We start from the raw sequence: 20239 nt of genomic DNA on the forward strand, positions 1-20239 counted from the left end.
TGCAGCGGCAATGTCGCTGCTTTTTTGCCTATCAGTCACGAGTGGAACGCTCGCTGGTTTGTATCAAACTCTGGTGTTGTAGATGAATTTGACTAACCACTTTTTAGTGGCTATGCCCACTATGCAAGATCCTCAATTTAAGCAAAGTGTTATTTATCTTTGTGAGCATAATGATGAAGGCGCTATGGGGATCATTATCAATCAACCTATCGATATTTCTATTGCTGATATGTTGGAGCAAATAGAAATAGAGAGAAAACTGCCTGTTGCCGACCCTGTTAGTTTAGAGTCACTTGTGCTTAATGGCGGGCCCGTTTCTGAAGATCGTGGTTTTGTACTTCACACTACAAAAGGTGAATATAGTTCAAGTTTGCCTGTGAATAACGCATTGGCGGTGACCACCTCACTTGATATTTTATCTGAACTGGGTACTTCACTAGCGCCTACACAATTTCTGGTCGCACTGGGTTATGCAGGGTGGGATGCAGGTCAATTAGAGCAAGAACTGGTTGATAACAATTGGCTCACTATTGAGGCCGATGACACCATTATTTTTTCCACTCCTATCGACGAACGTTGGCATAAAGCCATTGAAAAACTTGGCTTTACGCCAGCAAACCTTTCTTTAGATATAGGTCACGCATGAGTCAATCTCGCAGTGTATTAGGTTTTGATTACGGCACCAAAAGTATTGGTGTTGCTATTGGTCAAGAGCTAACAGGAATCGCTACTCCCCTTGCCGCTTTAAAAGCAAAAGATGGAATCCCAAATTGGGATGATATTGAAAAGATTTTAAAAGAATGGCTCCCTGATTTAGTCGTTGTAGGATTACCTTTAGATCTTAAAGGTAAAGAGCTTGAAAGCATTACACCACGAGCGAAAAAATTTGCTAACCGCTTACATGGTCGTTTTGGTTGCCAAGTTGAATTACATGATGAACGTTTAAGTACTGTTGAAGCAAAAGCAGAGCTGTTTGAGCGTGGTGGTTATCGCTCATTAAGTAAAGGTAATATCGACTCACAATCCGCTGTCGTTATTTTAGAAAGCTGGTTTGAACGTCAATACGGCGCTTAATATTACAAGTTTCCAAAACAAAAAAGACAATTCCTGTTGAGGTACTTGTCTTTTTTATTATTTAACATTTAACAACTGTCGATATCTTGTACAGCTTTTCTCTTATTGATCATCATAAAGCTAAACACGATCAAAACCTGTACTAAGATCCTCCCTCAAGGCCTCGCTGTTTCTTGTTTGTACAGCTTGTACAGCTTTTTCACCTCTTGAACCCAAAAGCTGTTCCGACAATTACCACTTAAACACATGAAATTATTTTAAATATAATTCAACAACTTAAAATTTAGATCAAATAAAGCATTAAATATGAGTGATTAGTTCATAATATTCTTAATGTATTAGGATCATCATAATCCTATTACTGAAAATCTAATTTCACACCAGATAGAGCACTGGCACTGTTAGACGTTTTATTATTAGGATCACCCACTTTAATCATTAAACGAAGATCATTCGGTGAATCAGCGTGGTGAAGTGCATCTTGCTCGGTGATTTTCCCATCTAGAAATAATGCATATAACGATTGATCAAACGTCACCATTCCTGCCTGATTTGATTTAGCCATCACATCTTTAATTTCATGCAACTCACCGCGACGGATCAAGTCTGCGACACGTGGCGTATTGAGCAGCAGTTCATAAACACCATGTCGTCCGACACCATTGGCATCAGGGATCAACTGTTGCGCTAAAATACATTTTAAGTTTAACGATAGATCAAACAAAAACTGCTCGCGGCGCTCTTTTGGTACAAGGTGAAGAATACGCTCAAGTGCTTGGTTAGCGTTATTCGCGTGTAGCGTTGCCATACACAAGTGCCCTGTTTCGGCAAACGTCATCGCATATTCCATCGTCTCACGACTTCGGATTTCACCGATCAAGATCATATCAGGGGCTTGACGCAGTGAATTTTTTAATGCCACTTCATAACTGGCAGTATCAAGCCCAACCTCACGCTGAGTTATGATGCATTTGTTATGTTCATGGATAAACTCAATCGGATCTTCAACCGTTAAAATATGCCCACAGCGGTTTTGATTTCTAAAACCGGTCATTGCCGCCATGGATGTCGATTTACCAGAACCTGTCGCACCAACCACCAGCACCAAACCACGTTTTGCCAGTGCTAATCTTTCCATATCCAGCGGTAGGTTAAGATCATGAATATTCGGTATCTTGGTTTCGATTCGACGGACCACAATACCTGGTAATTCACGTTGCCAAAATGCACTTAATCGAAAACGACAACCATTACGTACAATGGCAAAATTGGCTTCACGCGTCGTAACAAATTCTTTATACAGCTCCTCATCCATGGCTTCGTGGAACAAAGAATCCACCGCTGCGCGATTAAGTAATTCGCCAAGATGATGTAAGTTACCATCGATTTTAAGTAAGCATGCTGAGCCGACGGTAATATATAAATCCGACGCTTTACGCTTAACCATTTGCGCTAATATACTGTCTAAATTCATCTCTTTTCCTACCTCGTTAAACCTGAGATGTCATTAGAAGCCGCGCTGACTAGTATCAACAATACGGCGACCTTCTTCAGCTTCAACTAAGCCTTTTGCCACCAGCATCTTCACGCTTTGCTCCATGGTTTGCATTCCCATCGATGAGCCGGTTTGGATCATTGAAAACATTTGCGCGACTTTATCTTCACGGATCAAGTTACGAATCGCAGGTGTTGCCATCATAATTTCATGGCTGGCTACACGACCACCGCTCACACACTTTAATAAGCTTTGTGATACCACAGCACGTAACGACTCCGATAACATAGAGCGAACCATGGATTTATCACTTCCAGGGAAAACATCAATGATACGATCGACTGTTTTTGCCGCAGAGCTTGTATGCAAGGTACCTAAAACTAAGTGCCCCGTTTCAGCTGCAGTTAACGCTAAACTGATTGTTTCTTGATCACGAAGCTCACCAACTAAAATGACATCGGGATCTTCACGCAGTGCTGAACGCAGTGCGTTTTGAAAGCCCAATGTATCACGGTGTACTTCTCGCTGATTGATCAAGCAACGTTTACTGCTGTGAACAAATTCAATCGGATCTTCAATCGTCAGAATATGACGGTTATAGTTGGTATTGATATAATCAACTAACGCAGCAATCGTGGTCGATTTACCTGAGCCAGTCGCACCCGTTACTAATACCAAGCCACGTGTAAGCTGGGCAATATCATAAAAAACATTAGGAACGTTTAACGATTCCAATGTTGGAATATGAATAGGGATAGTTCGAAACACCGCCGAACAACCTCGAGACTGATGAAAAGCATTGACTCTGAAGCGACCGATGTCGGGAATTTCAAATGAAAAATCGACTTCTAAGTTTTCTTCATACTCACGGCGTTGGGCATCGTTCATAATATCAAATACTAAACGGTGCACTTCACTGTGATCGAGTGCAGGCATACTGAGTTTTCTAACATCGCCATCAACACGAATTATCGGTGGAACACCTGCAGAAAGATGTAGATCCGATGCGTTATGCTTTACACTAAAATCCAGTAATTCGGTGATATCCATAAATTTTCCCCAAGAATCAATTATGACTAGTATCAAACAAAATATTGCTAAGGTCATCAACCAGATCACCCTAGTAACTGAAAAATGCGGCAGGGCTGCAGATTCCGTGCAACTATTGGCAGTAAGTAAAACCAAGCCAGTGGAAGCGATCGAAGAAGCCATCGCTGCAGGCCAGTATGCATTTGGCGAAAACTATGTACAGGAAGGTGTTGATAAGGTAAATCACTTTTCGGGCCATCCAGAGAACAACTTGCTTGTATGGCATTTTATTGGGCCGATCCAATCCAATAAAACTCGCCTTGTCGCAGAACATTTTGATTGGGTGCACTCTATTGATCGCATCAAAACAGCAAAACGTTTAAACGATCAACGTCCTACATCAATGGCACCGCTACAAGTCTTACTGCAAGTTAATAGCAGCGCTGAGGCAACAAAATCGGGGATAACATTGGCTGAAGTGCCTGCACTAGCCGCAGAAATAGCAGCAATGCCAAATATTGAACTGCGCGGTTTAATGTCGATCCCACAACCGGCTACAGATTACGACAGCCAATTTGCCACTTTTAAAGCATTGGCTGATACACTAGAACAGCTGAAATTGACCTATCCAAACGTTGATACATTATCAATGGGAATGAGTGGTGATATGGAAGCAGCAATTGCAGCTGGCAGCACAATTGTTCGTATCGGCACCGCGATTTTTGGTGCTCGTGATTATGGCAACAAAGAATAATTACCAATATTCGTACTGTTCATGATAACAACAGCTCAATTAAGGTAAAAAACATTAAGTTTGTACCTATTTATAAGGATTTTACATGGAACAACGCTCAATTGCCTTTATTGGGGCAGGTAATATGGCTCGCTCAATTATCGCAGGTTTAGTTGCTAGCGGTTACGATGCAAAAAAGCTCACGGCCACCGCTCCTAGCGATGCTCGACGTGAACCTTTAGCACGTGACTTTGGTATCCATACCACTAGCGATAACTTAAATGCTGCTCAAAATGCTGATGTTGTTGTTCTTGCGGTTAAACCACAACTTATGGAAGAAGTGTGTAAACCACTGCAAGACATTAACTTTGCCGGAAAATTAGTGATTTCTATTGCTGCTGGCATTAATTGCGATCGTTTGTGTGAAATGTTAGGTCAGCAAGTTGAATTAGTTCGTGTAATGCCAAATACTCCCTCTTTAATTGGTAAGGGGATGAGCGGCTTATATGCGAAACCACAACTCACAGAAACCGACCGACTATTTGCCACTCAACTATTACAAGCCGTAGGCGAAATTTGTTGGGTCCAAGAAGAGTCAGGTATCAATGGTATTATTGCCGCAGCAGGCAGTGCTCCCGCCTACTTCTTTTTGTTTATGGAAGCAATGCAGCAAGAAGCAATGAACCAAGGGTTTGATGCCGATACTGCGCGCTTACTGGTTCAACAAGCAGCTTTAGGTGCAGCTGAATTAGTAAAAGCGAATCCAGATACTTCATTGTCGACACTACGTGATCAAGTCACTTCAAAAGGTGGCACGACAGCTGAAGCTATTAATACATTTAATCAACATCAATTCTCAGATATTGTTGCTAAAGCGATGCAAGCAGCCGTATCTCGAGCTAAAGAAATGGAACAATTGTTTTAAGGTTTATCTATGAATCCTTTCGTTTATCTAGTTCAAACCGGCTTTGATCTTTACATCATGGTCGTATTATTACGAGTTTGGTTACAATGGTCTCGTGCAGACTTTTATAATCCCTTCTCACAATTTATTATTAAAGCGACACAACCGATCGTTGCGCCATTACGCCGCGTGATCCCATCAATTGGTTCGCTAGATATGGCAACTGTTCTGTTTGCTTATGTACTGTGTGTCGCTAAATTTATCATCATTATTTCAATCAGTAGTGGTGGTTTTTCCTTTGAACCAAGCTTCTTATTCTTAGGACTTTTAGCATTATTGAAAGCGGCTGGTAGCTTATTGTTCTGGGTGTTATTAATCCGTGCAATCTTAAGCTGGGTTAGCCAAGGTCGAAGCCCTATCGAATATGTCATGCACCAATTAACCGAACCACTAATGGCACCTGTTCGCCGCGTTCTACCTGCAATGGGCGGCCTAGATCTGAGTATTCTTGTGATCTTTATTGCACTGCAATTTGCTAACTACGCGATGGGCTCTTTAGTTGGCAACGTTTGGTACATGTTGTGACAGAAAAAACCATCTTTCGTGATGATGACGATCTCATTATCCGACTTTATATCCAACCGAAAGCAAGCCGCGATCAAATCGTCGGCTTGCATGGCAACGAAGTAAAAATTGCCATTACCGCACCACCGGTGGACGGAAAAGCCAATGCCCATTTAGTAAAGTACCTTTCAAAACAATTTAAGGTCGCTAAAGGGTTAATTCATTTAGAGAAAGGCTTACAAGGTCGACATAAACAAATTCGGATTGAAACCCCGAAAGTTATTCCCTCAGAGATCGCCACCATCATGTAATTTGATCGGTTCAACAAAGCGAATATCAATTATCGATATTCGCTTTTTTTATCCCCCTACTCTTAGCTACAATGATCAAATAAAGCTACACGTCGTGGCATAAAGGAAATACTTCAGTGACTTACTGAAAGATAAGGATACTTCAATGAAAATATTACTCAGCCTTCTACTGCTTGTTTTCACTCTGCCTAGCCATGCCGAACAATTCAAAAAATTTGGCGATTTAGAAGTGCATTATTCTAGTTTTGCCTCAACGTTTATAACCCCAGAGATTGCCAGCCACTATAAAATTCAGCGCAGCCGTTACAGTGCCTTGGTCAATATTGCGATTCTCGATACCAGTAAAGAAGAAAAAACAGCTGTAAAAGCACAGTTAACCGGTATTGCTCGTAATGTATTAGGACAGCAAAAAAACTTGAACTTTAGAGAAATAAAAGAAGGTCAATCAATTTATTACCTTGCTGAATTTAAACACGCTAATGATGAAACGTTTACTTTTACTATCACTATTTTCTCAAACGGTAAAAAAGAAACACTGACCTTTAAGCAGACCTTCTTCGTTGACAAGTAACCAATTGAGCATCAATATCTCTACAATCACTAGGCGCACTCGCGCCTTTTTTATTACGATAACAACCGTTATTATAGCCGCCAATATTACATAGCTTGACGTTCAAAAGGCATCAAAATGAGTAAACTTGTACTAGCAACTGGCAACCAAGGCAAAGTAAAAGAAATGGCCGACTTACTGGCTGATTTTGGTTTTGATGTAGTCGCGCAAAGTGATTATAACGTTTCATCCGTTGCTGAAACGGGCACAACATTTATTGAAAACGCGATCATTAAAGCGCGCCATGCAGCAAAGGAAACGGGCCTTCCAGCCATTGCTGATGACTCTGGCTTAGAAGTTGATTACCTCAATGGTGCTCCTGGTATTTATTCTGCACGTTTTGCCGGTAAAGACGCATCAGATGCTGACAACATTGATAAGCTACTTGTGGAAATGAAAGATGTCCCCGTTGAGCAACGTACTGCACGTTTCCATTGTGTTCTTGTGATGATGCGCCATGAAAACGATCCTACGCCACTGGTTTGTCATGGCTCTTGGGAAGGTAGCATCTTAAATGAACGTCATGGCGAAAATGGTTTTGGTTACGATCCGGTATTTTGGGTACCCGAAGATCAATGTGCTTCAGCTCAACTTCCACCTGCTCGTAAAAAGCAACTATCACACCGTGGTAAAGCACTACAGCAATTGTTTAGCGCATTAAAGGCCGATTAAATGCTTGTACCTCCACCACTGAGTTTATATGTCCACATCCCTTGGTGTGTACAAAAGTGTCCTTATTGTGATTTCAACTCTCACGCCTTAAAGACAGATCTTCCTGAGCTTGATTATATTGATGCCTTAATTGACGACTTAGAAACCGATCTTAGTGCTTATCAGCTAATCAATGGGGCACGTCCTCTACACTCAATTTTTATTGGTGGAGGCACGCCTAGCTTGATCTCTCCAAGTGAGATTGGTCGTTTATTAAAAGCCATTGAGCAACGCATTCTATTTAGTGATGATATTGAAATCACTATGGAAGCCAACCCTGGCACGGTGGAGGCGGGTCGTTTTGAAGCTTATCGCCAAGCCGGTGTAAACCGTATTTCTATTGGTATTCAAAGTTTTCAAAATGAAAAGCTCGACCGTCTTGGCCGTATTCATGGCGCAGATGAAGCGATTCGTGCTGCTGGGCTTGCCAAGAAGGCGGGATTAAATAGCTTTAATGTCGATCTTATGCATGGCTTACCGGATCAAAGCGTGAGTGATGCGATCAGTGATTTAAAACAAGCGATCGCACTCGATCCACCGCACTTGTCTTGGTATCAGCTGACAATTGAACCCAATACCCTGTATTACTCAAAACCACCGACATTGCCTGATGATGATGACTTGTGGGATATTTTTGAGCAAGGTCATCAGCTTTTAACAGAAGCCGGTTATCAGCAATATGAAATATCAGGCTACAGCAAGACGGGAAAACAATGTCAGCATAACCTTAACTATTGGCGTTTTGGTGATTACCTTGGCATTGGTTGTGGCGCACATGGCAAAATTAGTTTTGCTGATGGGCAAATTATCCGTACCGTTAAAGTCAAACATCCTCGTGGGTATTTACAAGCAGATAAGCCATATTTAACACAAGAGAATCAGGTTGCTGATGGCGAACGTCCATTCGAGTTCTTTATGAATCGTTTTCGTTTACTAGAATCCTGTCCAAAGCAAGATTTTGTTGCAAGAACTGGTTTAGCCTTAACAACCATAGAGCCGACAATTGATTGGGCGATAACGCAAAACTATCTCCAAGATACAGGCGATCATTGGCAAATAACCGAACACGGAAAATTATTCTTAAATGATCTCTTAGCAGCCTTCGTTGACGATGAGAACGAATAATATCTAATAAAAAAGCGAGTACTATGTTATTCACAGTGCTCGCTTTTCTCTTGTTACATACAGACTAATTTAACGTTACGCTACGCCAGTTTTTTAATGCCGGAATCGCATCTTGCAACCGTTGTTCTTGTTCTATCCGTAGCGAAACAAAGTCACACACTTGCTTATCAATACGCTGAGAATGCGACAACAAATAAGGCAAGTCATTATCTAAAAGCTCGTAATAGTCCGATAATAATTGTGTTTGTTTAGGACTCAATGCAACCTTATGTACATCGAAAAACATCTGCCCTTTAGCATCAACAATAAATTCTTGTTTACCTTGTACTAAAGTTAACCGTCCTTCATTTAAACTCAGTGAGTTATGCCACTGTGGCTTGCATTCAACCGCATGAGCCGATACCGTAAAGAAGCTGAGCATCGCCACTATTGCGCCTAATATTGATGTTTTTAATCCGTGAAACCCCTTATTCATTAACATACGATTCTCCCCCTAATGTGAGCCTCGCTGTTTTATGTATACGGGCTCACTAAAAAATAGAACGTCCAATACGCTCAGATAATTTCTCTAACGCTGCTGTCCCTGCAACAGAATTACCGGATTGATCAAGTTCTGGCGACCATACAGCAATCGTCATCTCACCCGGTACAATCGCAACAATGCCACCACCTACACCAGACTTCCCTGGCATGCCAACACGATAGGCAAATTCACCTGCACCATCATATAAACCACAGGTCGCAAGCAATGCATTTATATGCTTACTTTTAGTTTGGCTGATAATTCTTTTTTTCGCGCCTAAAGGAAGCCCTTTATTGGCTAAATAACTAAATGTTCTGGCGAGATCGACACAACTCATCTTAAGGGCACAATAACTAAAATAATTAGTGAGTACTGGCATCACTTCGTTATCAAAGTTACCAAAGGAGCGCATCAAATAAGCAATGGAAGCATTACGATCACTATGTTGCATTTCAGAGCTCGCCACCACTTTGTCGTAGACAATATGCGGATTACAAGAAAGCTCTCGCACTAATTCCAACATCCGATATTGCGGTGCACATAAACGACTATGCAATAAATCCGACACCACAATCGCACCAGGATTAATAAACGGATTACGTGGGATACCTTTTTCTAGCTCAAGCTGGATCATGGAGTTAAATGCATGACCTGATGGTTCTTTTCCGACTCGAGACCACAACTCTTCTGGTTCATATAACGTCATTGCAAGTGTTAACGACAACACCTTAGAGATCGATTGAATAGAAAAACCTTCTTGGCTATCACCCGCCTGAATAACTTCTCCGTCGTTGTAGCATACTGCAATACCTAATTTACTCGCAGGCACGTTAGCTAAAGCAGGAATATAGTCAGCCACTTTTCCTTGACCTATCAATGGTCTCACTTCATCTAATACTTCATTTAGCAGTGTAGCTGTTGGCTTCATATCTCTTTCTCCAAGGGGAAAAAAAGCCAACACAAGGTTGGCTTTTTCATTGATTTAACGAAACGTCATTAAATCAATAATTTTTTATTTCTTCAGCATATAATGCCAAAGAGAAATTATTCAGTACGCTCGTACTTCATATCCCAAACACCGTGACCTAAACGATGACCACGAGCTTCGAATTTGGTTAATGGGCGATCTTCAGGACGATCAATATAATCACCGTTTGTTGCCGTATTACGGTAACCAGGCGCAGCATCCATAACTTCAACCATATGCTCAGCGTAATTTTCCCAGTCAGTTGCCATATGGAAAATACCACCAATTTTAAGCTTTTTACGCAGCATTTCAGCAAACTCAGGCTGAACGATACGACGCTTATGGTGACGTGCTTTATGCCAAGGGTCTGGGAAGAATAGCTGTACGGTATCTAAACTACCATCAGGGATCATGTATTCAAACACTTCAACGCCATCGTGACACATTACACGAAGGTTAGTTAAACTCGCATCTTCCGCACCCATTAGACACGCACCCACACCTGGGCTATGAACTTCGATACCAATAAAGTTTTTCTCAGGGGCGTTTTTAGCCATTTCAACTAATGATGCACCCATACCAAAACCAATTTCCAACACGACTGGCGCTTCACGGTTATATACTTCTTTCCAGTCCAGCATTTGCTTGGCGAAATCAATACCCATAGTTGGCCAGTTGTTTTCCATCGCATGTTCTTGGCCCTTAGTTAAACGGCCTTCACGACGGACAAAGCTACGGATCTTACGAACCAGTTTGCCATCTTCGGTAAATTCGGTCAGGGTCACTTCACCTGACTTCTTTGAAACTTCGCTCATGCTAATAACTATCCAAACAAAAAAGAAACGGATTGGCATTATCCAAAGTTATCGACTCAATTCAAGTCTATCAATTGCGACAATGGCCAGTTTATGGTGCAATCTTGCCCATAATAGACAATAAATAACGTTGCACTTCTGTTTGCAGTATAAGTGATTGCACTAGCGGACACCAATTTTCACTGTGTAGCGAAAAATAACTCGATAGCGACTTTTCATTGGCAAATACCATATCCCTTTGCGCAGTATAAAGATAAGTAGCTATAAACTGTAAAGTGAGCACAACATTGAGTACAACATTTTCCGATGCCATTTTAGCGTGGTACGACAAATTCGGCCGCAAAACCCTACCTTGGCAACAAAACAAAACCCCATATAAAGTATGGCTTTCAGAAATCATGTTGCAACAAACCCAGGTAGCAACCGTGATCCCTTACTTTGAAAGTTTTATGGAGCGCTTCCCTACCGTGCAAGACTTAGCTGCTGCCGAGCAAGATGAAGTCTTACACTTATGGACAGGACTTGGCTATTACGCTCGCGCGCGTAACCTCCATAAAGCAGCACAATTAATTGTTAGCGAACATAACGGCATTTTCCCAACAGATATCGTTCAAGTCCAAGCATTACCGGGTATTGGCCGTTCAACTGCTGGCGCTGTTCTTTCACTCTCACTCGCTCAACATCACCCTATCTTAGATGGCAATGTGAAACGTACGCTTGCCCGTTGTTATGCGATTGAAGGTTGGCCGGGGAAGAAAATCGTTGAAAACAAATTATGGCAAATTGCAGAGACAAATACGCCCGAAATGGGAGTCGAGCGTTATAACCAAGCTATGATGGATATGGGAGCAATGATTTGTACCCGTAGTAAGCCTAAATGTGAATTATGCCCAGTAAGCACACAGTGCATTGCACTCAAAGAATTACGACAAACCGAATTCCCTGGTAAAAAGCCCAAAAAAACCTTACCTGAAAAACAAACATGGTTCGCTATTTTACAGTGCGGCGATAAAGTTTGGTTAGAACAACGCCCGCAAGTTGGCATTTGGGGTGGTCTTTGGTGTTTCCCTCAACATGACAATGCTGATTTAACATCGCTATTAGACAAGCAATTAGGGCAACAACTGTCACTTATCGAACAGCAAAGTCAGTTAACCGCTTTTCGTCATACGTTTAGCCATTATCATCTTGATATTGTGCCGATCTTATACGAACTTAAATCACAACCTACAGTGATCAATGAAGCTTTAGGTCAATGGTATGATCTTAATAATCCCCCCAAAATCGGATTAGCAGCACCAGTACAGAAAATTTTAGACAGTTTGGCATACTCATTAAACCATCAAATATAAGGCGGTTTTTACCGCTTTGATTTCCGTTCAGTGATGCTAGATGCCAGTCACTGACTCTGGTATAACTATCAATTAATCACTCATTTTCGCTGAGCCTGTATATCAGCGAGTTACAGTAAGGAATATTTCATGAGTCGTACTGTTTTTTGTACTCGACTACAACAAGACGCTGAAGGTTTAGACTTTCAACTTTACCCAGGTGAACTAGGCCAACGTATTTTTGATAATATTTCTAAACAAGCATGGGCTGAATGGCAAGGTAAGCAAACCATGCTGATCAACGAGAAAAAGCTCAACATGATGAATCCAGAACATCGCCAGTTGTTAGAAACTGAAATGGTTAAGTTTTTGTTCGAAGGTCAGGATGTAATTATCGACGGCTATACACCGCCAGAAAAGTAAAATGCATGATTGAGGTTTCATCTCAGAATTTGCTTTAAATAGATGAAATCTCAATAATGAATATCAAAATCACACCACAACGAACAAAAAGACAACAAACAACACTATTTATCTTTTTTTATTAAAAAAAGTGTTGACGAAAAGGCTGAAAACCCTTTTAATATCGCCCCGTTGCCTCGATAGCTCAGTCGGTAGAGCAGAGGATTGAAAATCCTCGTGTCGGTGGTTCGATTCCGCCTCGAGGCACCATCACTTCCCTTTCGAAGTTTGGTGCAAAGCAACCACAATCTGTTCCTCCTTAGTTCAGTTGGTAGAACGGCGGACTGTTAATCCGTATGTCGCTGGTTCAAGTCCAGCAGGAGGAGCCACTATTTATTTCTTGGCTCAATAGAGCGGGGAAATTAAAAGAATATAGTGTGCCGACTTAGCTCAGTAGGTAGAGCAACTGACTTGTAATCAGTAGGTCACCAGTTCGACTCCGGTAGTCGGCACCATTTATTCTCTTACTCACGTAAGAAATGCAAAAATAGCAATTTGATTGCTGTGTTTGCCTCGATAGCTCAGTCGGTAGAGCAGAGGATTGAAAATCCTCGTGTCGGTGGTTCGATTCCGCCTCGAGGCACCATATTAATCTCACTTGATACGTCAGGTAAGATAAAAGAGACAATTCCTCTTTAGTTCAGTTGGTAGAACGGCGGACTGTTAATCCGTATGTCGCTGGTTCAAGTCCAGCAAGAGGAGCCAAATAAACGTGTGCCGACTTAGCTCAGTAGGTAGAGCAACTGACTTGTAATCAGTAGGTCACCAGTTCGACTCCGGTAGTCGGCACCATTTATTTTCTTACTCACGTAAGAATGCAAAAGTAGAGACTTAACCATCACTACTTCTGCCTCGATAGCTCAGTCGGTAGAGCAGAGGATTGAAAATCCTCGTGTCGGTGGTTCGATTCCGCCTCGAGGCACCATATTCATCTCACTTGATACGTCAAGTAAGATAAAAGACACAATTCCTCTTTAGTTCAGTTGGTAGAACGGCGGACTGTTAATCCGTATGTCGCTGGTTCAAGTCCAGCAAGAGGAGCCAAGTTAAAAAACCTTGTCGTAAGACAAGGTTTTTTTTCGCCTTTAATTTGTTAACTTTCATCTCCCTATACTACTTTTCAACAAGAATCCCCTCTCTCAAAATCATTATTCCACGACCTTTTTTAATCGCCTTACCTGCAATGAGACCTTGTTCAGTTAAAAACTTAATTATTACTCACTTTTTCTTTCGATATTTCACAAAATAATCTTTAATTATTTCTGTTGCTTGCTTCGCAAACTAATGATCAAACAGGTATTAAACCTCAACAAAAGCTTACTTTTCAAACAAACGGAACAAAAAAGACAAGGTTGATAATTATTTACAAAAAAAGCATTGACGCAAAGACCGAAAACCTTTTTAATGCGCTCCGTTGCCTCGATAGCTCAGTCGGTAGAGCAGAGGATTGAAAATCCTCGTGTCGGTGGTTCGATTCCGCCTCGAGGCACCATTACTTCCCTTTCGAAGTTTGGTGCAAAGCAACCACAATCTGTTCCTCCTTAGTTCAGTTGGTAGAACGGCGGACTGTTAATCCGTATGTCGCTGGTTCAAGTCCAGCAGGAGGAGCCACTATTTATTTCTTGGCTCAATAGAGCGGGGAAATTAAAAGAATATAGTGTGCCGACTTAGCTCAGTAGGTAGAGCAACTGACTTGTAATCAGTAGGTCACCAGTTCGACTCCGGTAGTCGGCACCATTTATTCTCTTACTCACGTAAGAAATGCAAAAATAGCAATTTGATTGCTGTGTTTGCCTCGATAGCTCAGTCGGTAGAGCAGAGGATTGAAAATCCTCGTGTCGGTGGTTCGATTCCGCCTCGAGGCACCATATTAATCTCACTTGATACGTCAGGTAAGATAAAAGAGACAATTCCTCTTTAGTTCAGTTGGTAGAACGGCGGACTGTTAATCCGTATGTCGCTGGTTCAAGTCCAGCAAGAGGAGCCAAATAAACGTGTGCCGACTTAGCTCAGTAGGTAGAGCAACTGACTTGTAATCAGTAGGTCACCAGTTCGACTCCGGTAGTCGGCACCATTTATTTTCTTACTCACGTAAGAATGCAAAAGTAGAGACTTAACCATCACTACTTCTGCCTCGATAGCTCAGTCGGTAGAGCAGAGGATTGAAAATCCTCGTGTCGGTGGTTCGATTCCGCCTCGAGGCACCATATTAAAAAGTAGCGTCATTGACGTTATACAAAAAGAATAAAATGTGCCGACTTAGCTCAGTAGGTAGAGCAACTGACTTGTAATCAGTAGGTCACCAGTTCGACTCCGGTAGTCGGCACCATCTTTTGAAACCTCATCTTTGATGAGGTTTTTTTTCATCTCAATAAAATCGATTATCTATCTTGCTTCTTAGCCTATCTAACAACTATTAGATAAAAAGCCCCGCTACAATGAGCGAGGCTTTACTACCAATAATGATTAATACACGCGGTTAACCACCACTGAACATATTTGTGATCCAAGCTGCTGGCTTTTTAGTCGAGCACTGCGCTTTAAGCTGTCCGTCTTGATCCCAAACCGGCAAAGTTACATTACCGCTACAGTTCGGTGTTAATGTCCCATTCGCTTGCTTATCATATTTCATGGTAGTGATCTGCTTAGGCCATGGCAGCGTTAATGGTGCAGGCTTACGACGTGTTAAATAATCAGCATAGATTCTTAATGCGCCGCTAGAGCCCGTTAAGCGCACTGGCGTATTATCATCACGTCCAACCCATACCACTGATACTTCATGTCCATCTGCTCCCGCAAACCAGCTATCACGGTTTTTATCTGTGGTACCTGTTTTACCTGCCAATTTCGCGGCACTAAATTTACTCTGTAAGTAACGTCCGGTGCCTTGACTCACAACCCTCTTCATATCATAGGTTGTTAGCCATGCTGCCTGCTCTGGCACCACCTGAGAGGCTTTTGGGTAGTTTTGATAAAGAATCCTACCTTTCTGATCAACAACCGCGCGTAATGCCGTTAAATCTGCTCTGCGACCACCACTTGTGATTGTCTGGAACATTTGTGCAACTTCATAAGGCGATAAGGTAAATGAGCCTAACAAAATAGACGGCAATTTAGGCACTTCATTACGATCAACCCCCAACTTAGCCATGGTATCAATCACAGTCCCTAACCCGACTTTTAAACCCAGGTTAACAGTCGGCACATTTAATGAATTTGCTAACGCATAATAAAGCGGTACTTGTCCTCTAAACTTACGATCATAATTACGTGGACGCCAAGAGTTACCTTTACTGCCACGTAGAACAATGGATTTGTCATCTAGACTGGTTGCTAAGCTAAAACGATTCGGCTGACTTAATGCTGATAAATACACCGCAGGCTTTGCCAATGAACCAATTTGACGACTAGCATCTAATGCACGATTAAACCCAGCATAACCAGGACGACTTCCGCCTATAACAGCACGAACTTCACCACTTAAGCGATCAACCACTACCATCGCGGTTTCTACTTTAAGCCCTGCTTTTTTATTTAGCTTAGGTACCATTGATGCGACGCTTTGCTCAGCCGACTGTTGAGACAATGGATCTAAAGTACTAAATATACGTAGCCCTTTACCTGACTTATAAATATCACCGACATCGCGCTCTAATTCACGTTGTAGCTGCTGGAAATAAGCGGGCTGTCGACTCGCAATCTTCGGTGTTTTTTGCACCCCTAACGGACTAGAAGCTGCCACTTCATATTCAGCACCTGTGAGGGTGTTATTTTTCAGCAATAGGCTGAGGACTAAATCACGGCGCGCTAGAGTACGTTCAGGATGTCGCCAGGGGTTAAATTGAGAAGGTCCTTTAACCATTCCCACCAACATTGCTAATTTAGCAGAAGTGAGCTCTTCTAGTGGACGACCAAAATACAATCTAGCAGCCAATGGAAAACCATGAACTTCTTTGCCGCCATTTTGACCAAGATAAATCTCGTTAAGGTAAGCTTCTAATATCCGATCTTTGCTATAGCGATAATCAATAATAACGGCGATATAGGCCTCACGAACTTTACGCCATAGGCTACGCTCACGACTTAAAAATAAGTTCTTAGCAAGCTGCTGAGTTAAGGTACTGCCTCCTTGTACCGTTCGACCCGCACGCAAGTTCACAAACATGGCACGAATGATCGCCAATGGTGATACTCCATCATGCTGATAGAAACCTCTATCTTCTGTCGCTAGTAATGCATCAATTAAGAGTGGTGGAAACTCATCGCGCTTCATAAAAATACGCTGCTCGTTACCTGAAAGTCCCAGCATGCCTAGCATTTTAGGTTCAATGTTGAAATAACCTAACGAACGCTTAGTGGTGAGATCTTTAATGTTTGTTAGCGTAGTTCCAGAAAACGTCAGTAACACATGCTGTTTTCTCTCAGCACCTTCAGGAAAATCAAACGGACGACGGATCAATTCAATGCGAGTTGATGAAGCGGAATACTCACCAATACGGGTTGGCGTGCGCACTTTGTGGTATATCAATAAATCCAATTCACGGCGCACATCCATAATACTGATATGTTGATCAGGGCGAAGTGTTAATACTCGACCATACACAACGGACGGTAAATCCCAAATTTGACCATCCATTTTATTTCGTACGATCGTATCAAGGTAAATCCCCACAACCAGCATTGCGGCAACAACCACTAAGCCGATTTTAAAGCTCAACCAACCCAGTTTGCGTAACCAAGGACGATCTGTTTTAACCGATTTTTTTGTTTTTTTCTTGGCAGATCTCTTCGCCGACGCCTTTTTGGTCGAACTCGCAGTAGGAGTACGTTTAGTGGGCTTTTTTGCTGTAGGTTTTACTGGGGTTTTCTTTCGTGGTGTCGTCGGCTTTTTTCCACCACTGTCTTTGGGTGGTGCAACGTGTTTTCTTGACTGAAAATGAAGAGGCAACTTAATCATAATACATCAACTAAGGTCATTCCTATATTAAAATAGGAGCAACGACCATTGCTCCTAAAACGTGATTATGGCTAATAATGAACACTATACCTGATTATATATACAGGTCTATTGCTACATATATTTTTTGGTTTTACGGGTAGGTACATGATTAGCAGGATCATCCGGCCATGGGTGTTTAGGGTATCGACCTTTCATTTCCTTTTGTACTTCCTTATACGAGCCCTGCCAAAAAGCAGCTAAGTCTTGGGTAATTTGCAGTGGTCTTTGTGCTGGAGACAATAATTCCAATACCAGTGCCACTTTGCCATTAGCAATACAAGGCGACACTTTTTCACCAAACATTTCTTGTAATTTCACCGCAAGTACAGGGGGCTGTTGCTCATGATATCGGATCTTTATAGTAGTTCCTGTTGGGACTTGATAATGTGTGGGCAGTAGCAAATCAACTTGTTGCTTTTTATCCCAACCTAAATACGCCTCTAATGCGGCAAGTACATCTAACTTAGCGACACCTTTCATGGTTTTTATCCCATTCATATAAGGCAGCAACCAACGATCAGCCGCTTCAAGTAAATCCGTTTCATCTAATGCAGGGAGCATTAATTCTGGTAACCAGCGAGCGGCACAACGTGCACGTGTCAGCAACGAAGTGGCTTTATCTGTCCACGTTAATACCGATAAGCCTTTGCGTTTTATTGCATTAACCAACGCTTCACTGGCAAGCGCTGGATCAGGATCTGCAGCAATATCTCGACTAACGATGAGGTTGCCACAATAAATCCGATGCTCAGCACTTAAGCGTCCTTTTTTATCATCCCAATCCAGCCAGTCTTTCTCGGTAAATAACTGAGGGTGCATCTGTTGTAATTGTGCTAAATCAGCAGACACTGCAGAAAATACTCGACTGTCACCTTGACGTGTTTTCACCACATCCGCGACCACCAAGATATTTTCAGATACCAGATTTTGATCCACATCGAGTATCACACCTTGACCATTTGCCAACTGATAACGTCCATCATGGTTACGTGTGATCGCGATACGATCAGGAAAACCTGCAGCTAACAATGCACCTAACCATTGATTATTAACCGTCAACGATGTGCTCTTTGGTTTGTAATCAAAGTATCGATAAAGTTTTTGTTGGGTTTGTTTTGCGCGCTGGCAGTAATGCCCTGCTTTGGCAAGCTTTTGACTTTCCAATAAATGTAATTGAAAACTGAGATCAGGATTATCCACCCCTCGTGGCGGATCTTCCAATAACGCCACAAGCATGGCGGCTGTAGACAATATTGTCTCATCCTGTTGCGCTCGATAGTGTTCAAGAGCGAAGGCTAGAATCGCGGCATGACGAGGATCGGCACCTAAACCTTGAATCATTTTGCCTCGCTCAGTTTGTTGGCCTCGCATATCTATAGCGCCAAGTTGCACCAATAATTCACGAGATTTTTGCAATGCGATCGCGGGAGGAATATCTAGCCATTGTAGTTCAGCAGGATCGTGACAACCCCACTGTACTAATTCCATTGCCAATGAGGTTAAATCGCTGCGTAAAATTTCAGGCTGCGGTATTGCAGGTTGACGCTGTAGTTGCTCTTCACTGAACATTCGCAGACAAATACCCGCCGATAAACGTCCTGCTCGCCCTGCTCTTTGCTCTGCCGATGATTGCGCAATACGTACTTGCTGTAAGCGGCTGATACCTGATTTTGGATCCCACTGTGCAATACGCTCTAACCCGCAATCAACCACTAATCGAATACTTTCAATGGTTAAACTGGTTTCAGCAATATTTGTCGCCAATACCACTTTACGTTGCCCATTGATTGGCGCACTGATCGCTTTATGTTGCTGCTCAATGCTCAGTTGTCCATAGAGCGGGCAAAGTAATGTTTCGTCATCTAAACGTTCTTTTAGCAATTGCTCTAAGCGTTTAATTTCACCAACACCTGGTAAAAACACCAACATAGATCCTGATTCAGTGTTGAGTAATTGGCATATTGCTTGCGCCATTTTTTCAATAAGTTCTCTCGGCTCCGTTTGCCCAGCGTAACGATATTCAACAGGAAAACAGCGTCCTTGTGATTCGATATAGCTAGCCTCAGGCAATAGCGTTATCAATTCTTGCTGAGATAAGGTTGCTGACATCACCAGAACTTTTAAATCGTCACGTAGCGCTTGCTGTACTTCGAGTGCTAACGCCAATGCGGTATCGGCGTGAGTAGAACGTTCATGAAATTCATCAAAGATCAGTAAATCAATGCCCGTCAGCTCAGGATCCTGCTGCAGCATTCGTGTCATCACCCCCTCGGTGACAATCTCAAGCTTGGTCCTTGCACTGACTTTAGTTTCTCCTCGTACACGTAAGCCGACAGTATCCCCAACCTTCTCACCTAACTGCTGAGCTAAATACCCCGCAATATTTCTTGCAGCTAATCGTCTTGGCTCTAACATTACGATACGTCCGGTAAACATATTTTCTTGTAATAATGAAAGCGGTAGAAATGTCGACTTACCAGCCCCCGGTGGCGCTTTTAAAATCAGTTGAGGTGAAGATATCAATGCTGATAATAAATTAGGTAATACGTCTACTATTGGGAGTTGTGACAAGCTGAGTACCTTATG

Annotated in this window: 18 protein-coding genes and 16 tRNA genes; 27 read left to right on the forward strand and 7 right to left on the reverse strand. The window is 42.2% G+C overall.

The features are described from left to right. Window positions 1-82 precede the first annotated feature (82 nt). Complete coding sequence (locus tag SKA34_RS19760; RefSeq protein WP_006647267.1) at window positions 83-646, forward strand: YqgE/AlgH family protein; 564 nt, start codon at window positions 83-85, stop codon at window positions 644-646. Continuing rightward, complete coding sequence (gene ruvX, locus SKA34_RS19765) at window positions 643-1074, forward strand: Holliday junction resolvase RuvX (protein ID WP_006647268.1); 432 nt, start codon at window positions 643-645, stop codon at window positions 1072-1074. The genes SKA34_RS19760 and ruvX overlap by 4 nt, the downstream gene beginning before the upstream one ends. 358 nt (window positions 1075-1432) lie before the next feature. Here the strand turns inward: ruvX and SKA34_RS19770 are convergent, their stop codons facing one another. Together SKA34_RS19770 and SKA34_RS19775 are read right to left on the reverse strand one after the other, a co-directional pair. After that, window positions 1433-2548, reverse strand: a complete 1116-nt coding sequence (locus SKA34_RS19770; protein ID WP_006647269.1) for a PilT/PilU family type 4a pilus ATPase — start codon at window positions 2546-2548, stop codon at window positions 1433-1435. 33 nt (window positions 2549-2581) lie between these two features. Next, on the reverse strand, window positions 2582-3619 hold the full coding sequence (locus tag SKA34_RS19775) for a type IV pilus twitching motility protein PilT (protein WP_006647270.1): 1038 nt from the start codon (window positions 3617-3619) through the stop codon (window positions 2582-2584). 22 nt (window positions 3620-3641) lie between these two features. Here SKA34_RS19775 and SKA34_RS19780 point away from each other — a divergent pair, with 22 nt between their 5' ends. The 7 genes from SKA34_RS19780 to hemW all read left to right on the forward strand — a co-directional run bounded on the left by SKA34_RS19780 (window position 3642) and on the right by hemW (window position 8556). Continuing rightward, window positions 3642-4352, forward strand: a complete 711-nt coding sequence (locus SKA34_RS19780) for a YggS family pyridoxal phosphate-dependent enzyme (protein WP_006647271.1) — start codon at window positions 3642-3644, stop codon at window positions 4350-4352. 85 nt (window positions 4353-4437) lie between these two features. Beyond that, window positions 4438-5256, forward strand: coding sequence for a pyrroline-5-carboxylate reductase (gene proC / locus SKA34_RS19785; RefSeq protein ID WP_006647272.1), 819 nt, complete (start codon window positions 4438-4440; stop codon window positions 5254-5256). 9 nt (window positions 5257-5265) lie between these two features. After that, entirely contained in the window at window positions 5266-5820 is a 555-nt protein-coding gene (locus SKA34_RS19790; RefSeq protein WP_006647273.1) for a YggT family protein, read from the forward strand. Then, window positions 5817-6110 carry a DUF167 family protein YggU gene (gene yggU, locus SKA34_RS19795; protein WP_006647274.1) on the forward strand — a complete coding sequence of 98 codons (294 nt, stop codon included), beginning with the start codon at window positions 5817-5819 and terminating at the stop codon, window positions 6108-6110. The genes SKA34_RS19790 and yggU overlap by 4 nt, the downstream gene beginning before the upstream one ends. 145 nt (window positions 6111-6255) lie before the next feature. After that, a complete protein-coding gene (locus tag SKA34_RS19800) occupies window positions 6256-6681 on the forward strand; it encodes a DUF4426 domain-containing protein (RefSeq protein ID WP_006647275.1) in 426 nt (141 codons plus the stop codon). A 117-nt stretch (window positions 6682-6798) separates the two neighbouring features. Next, window positions 6799-7392 carry an XTP/dITP diphosphatase gene (locus SKA34_RS19805; RefSeq protein WP_006647276.1) on the forward strand — a complete coding sequence of 198 codons (594 nt, stop codon included), beginning with the start codon at window positions 6799-6801 and terminating at the stop codon, window positions 7390-7392. Beyond that, on the forward strand, window positions 7393-8556 hold the full coding sequence (gene hemW, locus SKA34_RS19810; protein WP_006647277.1) for a radical SAM family heme chaperone HemW: 1164 nt from the start codon (window positions 7393-7395) through the stop codon (window positions 8554-8556). Between the two features lie 64 nt (window positions 8557-8620). Here hemW and SKA34_RS19815 read toward each other — a convergent pair whose 3' ends face one another. The 3 genes from SKA34_RS19815 to trmB all read right to left on the reverse strand — a co-directional run bounded on the left by SKA34_RS19815 (window position 8621) and on the right by trmB (window position 10861). Then, the gene (locus tag SKA34_RS19815) at window positions 8621-9037 is read right to left on the reverse strand and encodes a hypothetical protein (RefSeq protein ID WP_006647278.1); all 417 of its coding nucleotides are present in this window, start codon (window positions 9035-9037) and stop codon (window positions 8621-8623) included. A gap of 49 nt (window positions 9038-9086) precedes the next feature. Beyond that, on the reverse strand, window positions 9087-10007 hold the full coding sequence (glsB, locus tag SKA34_RS19820) for a glutaminase B (RefSeq protein WP_006647279.1): 921 nt from the start codon (window positions 10005-10007) through the stop codon (window positions 9087-9089). A 116-nt stretch (window positions 10008-10123) separates the two neighbouring features. Next, window positions 10124-10861 (reverse strand): tRNA (guanosine(46)-N7)-methyltransferase TrmB, encoded by a 738-nt coding sequence (gene trmB / locus SKA34_RS19825; protein ID WP_006647280.1) that lies wholly within the window; start codon window positions 10859-10861, stop codon window positions 10124-10126. 287 nt (window positions 10862-11148) lie between these two features. Between trmB and mutY the strand changes: the two genes are divergently transcribed. From mutY to SKA34_RS19915, 18 genes are all read left to right on the forward strand, one after another. Beyond that, window positions 11149-12213 (forward strand): A/G-specific adenine glycosylase, encoded by a 1065-nt coding sequence (mutY, locus tag SKA34_RS19830; protein WP_006647281.1) that lies wholly within the window; start codon window positions 11149-11151, stop codon window positions 12211-12213. 129 nt (window positions 12214-12342) lie between these two features. Continuing rightward, window positions 12343-12615 (forward strand): oxidative damage protection protein, encoded by a 273-nt coding sequence (locus SKA34_RS19835; protein ID WP_006647282.1) that lies wholly within the window; start codon window positions 12343-12345, stop codon window positions 12613-12615. Between the two features lie 173 nt (window positions 12616-12788). Next, window positions 12789-12864, forward strand: a tRNA-Phe gene (locus SKA34_RS19840). Between the two features lie 43 nt (window positions 12865-12907). Continuing rightward, window positions 12908-12983: transfer RNA gene (locus tag SKA34_RS19845), tRNA-Asn, on the forward strand. A 50-nt stretch (window positions 12984-13033) separates the two neighbouring features. Then, window positions 13034-13109, forward strand: a tRNA-Thr gene (locus SKA34_RS19850). A 55-nt stretch (window positions 13110-13164) separates the two neighbouring features. Beyond that, a tRNA-Phe gene (locus tag SKA34_RS19855) sits at window positions 13165-13240 on the forward strand. A 43-nt stretch (window positions 13241-13283) separates the two neighbouring features. After that, a tRNA-Asn gene (locus tag SKA34_RS19860) sits at window positions 13284-13359 on the forward strand. 11 nt (window positions 13360-13370) lie between these two features. Further along, window positions 13371-13446, forward strand: a tRNA-Thr gene (locus tag SKA34_RS19865). A 57-nt stretch (window positions 13447-13503) separates the two neighbouring features. Continuing rightward, window positions 13504-13579 (forward strand) — tRNA-Phe (locus tag SKA34_RS19870). 43 nt (window positions 13580-13622) lie between these two features. Further along, window positions 13623-13698 (forward strand) — tRNA-Asn (locus SKA34_RS19875). Window positions 13699-14070: 372 nt separating this feature from the next. After that, window positions 14071-14146, forward strand: a tRNA-Phe gene (locus SKA34_RS19880). A 43-nt stretch (window positions 14147-14189) separates the two neighbouring features. Continuing rightward, window positions 14190-14265: transfer RNA gene (locus SKA34_RS19885), tRNA-Asn, on the forward strand. Between the two features lie 50 nt (window positions 14266-14315). After that, a tRNA-Thr gene (locus SKA34_RS19890) sits at window positions 14316-14391 on the forward strand. Between the two features lie 55 nt (window positions 14392-14446). Next, window positions 14447-14522 (forward strand) — tRNA-Phe (locus SKA34_RS19895). A gap of 43 nt (window positions 14523-14565) precedes the next feature. After that, window positions 14566-14641: transfer RNA gene (locus tag SKA34_RS19900), tRNA-Asn, on the forward strand. Between the two features lie 11 nt (window positions 14642-14652). Continuing rightward, a tRNA-Thr gene (locus tag SKA34_RS19905) sits at window positions 14653-14728 on the forward strand. A 57-nt stretch (window positions 14729-14785) separates the two neighbouring features. After that, window positions 14786-14861, forward strand: a tRNA-Phe gene (locus SKA34_RS19910). A 46-nt stretch (window positions 14862-14907) separates the two neighbouring features. Then, window positions 14908-14983: transfer RNA gene (locus tag SKA34_RS19915), tRNA-Thr, on the forward strand. A 150-nt stretch (window positions 14984-15133) separates the two neighbouring features. Here SKA34_RS19915 and mrcB read toward each other — a convergent pair. Continuing rightward, the gene (mrcB, locus tag SKA34_RS19920) at window positions 15134-17611 is read right to left on the reverse strand and encodes a penicillin-binding protein 1B (RefSeq protein WP_006647285.1); all 2478 of its coding nucleotides are present in this window, start codon (window positions 17609-17611) and stop codon (window positions 15134-15136) included. A gap of 114 nt (window positions 17612-17725) precedes the next feature. Next, the gene (gene hrpB / locus SKA34_RS19925) at window positions 17726-20224 is read right to left on the reverse strand and encodes an ATP-dependent helicase HrpB (RefSeq protein WP_006647286.1); all 2499 of its coding nucleotides are present in this window, start codon (window positions 20222-20224) and stop codon (window positions 17726-17728) included. Window positions 20225-20239: the final 15 nt, after the last annotated feature.

It is taken from the genome of Photobacterium sp. SKA34 (genome assembly GCF_000153325.1).
GTDB lineage: Bacteria > Pseudomonadota > Gammaproteobacteria > Enterobacterales > Vibrionaceae > Photobacterium.

Excerpts from the sequence above, each read along its gene's own strand:
- SKA34_RS19760 (WP_006647267.1), top strand. The coding sequence starts at position 83 with ATGAATTTGACTAACCACTTTTTAGTGGCTATGCCCACTATGCAAGAT.
- ruvX (WP_006647268.1), top strand. The coding sequence starts at position 643 with ATGAGTCAATCTCGCAGTGTATTAGGTTTTGATTACGGCACCAAAAGT.
- SKA34_RS19770 (WP_006647269.1), bottom strand. The coding sequence starts at position 2,548 with ATGAATTTAGACAGTATATTAGCGCAAATGGTTAAGCGTAAAGCGTCG.
- SKA34_RS19775 (WP_006647270.1), bottom strand. The coding sequence starts at position 3,619 with ATGGATATCACCGAATTACTGGATTTTAGTGTAAAGCATAACGCATCG.
- SKA34_RS19780 (WP_006647271.1), top strand. The coding sequence starts at position 3,642 with ATGACTAGTATCAAACAAAATATTGCTAAGGTCATCAACCAGATCACC.
- proC (WP_006647272.1), top strand. The coding sequence starts at position 4,438 with ATGGAACAACGCTCAATTGCCTTTATTGGGGCAGGTAATATGGCTCGC.
- SKA34_RS19790 (WP_006647273.1), top strand. The coding sequence starts at position 5,266 with ATGAATCCTTTCGTTTATCTAGTTCAAACCGGCTTTGATCTTTACATC.
- SKA34_RS19800 (WP_006647275.1), top strand. The coding sequence starts at position 6,256 with ATGAAAATATTACTCAGCCTTCTACTGCTTGTTTTCACTCTGCCTAGC.
- SKA34_RS19805 (WP_006647276.1), top strand. The coding sequence starts at position 6,799 with ATGAGTAAACTTGTACTAGCAACTGGCAACCAAGGCAAAGTAAAAGAA.
- hemW (WP_006647277.1), top strand. The coding sequence starts at position 7,393 with ATGCTTGTACCTCCACCACTGAGTTTATATGTCCACATCCCTTGGTGT.
- SKA34_RS19815 (WP_006647278.1), bottom strand. The coding sequence starts at position 9,037 with ATGTTAATGAATAAGGGGTTTCACGGATTAAAAACATCAATATTAGGC.
- glsB (WP_006647279.1), bottom strand. The coding sequence starts at position 10,007 with ATGAAGCCAACAGCTACACTGCTAAATGAAGTATTAGATGAAGTGAGA.
- trmB (WP_006647280.1), bottom strand. The coding sequence starts at position 10,861 with ATGAGCGAAGTTTCAAAGAAGTCAGGTGAAGTGACCCTGACCGAATTT.
- SKA34_RS19835 (WP_006647282.1), top strand. The coding sequence starts at position 12,343 with ATGAGTCGTACTGTTTTTTGTACTCGACTACAACAAGACGCTGAAGGT.
- mrcB (WP_006647285.1), bottom strand. The coding sequence starts at position 17,611 with ATGATTAAGTTGCCTCTTCATTTTCAGTCAAGAAAACACGTTGCACCA.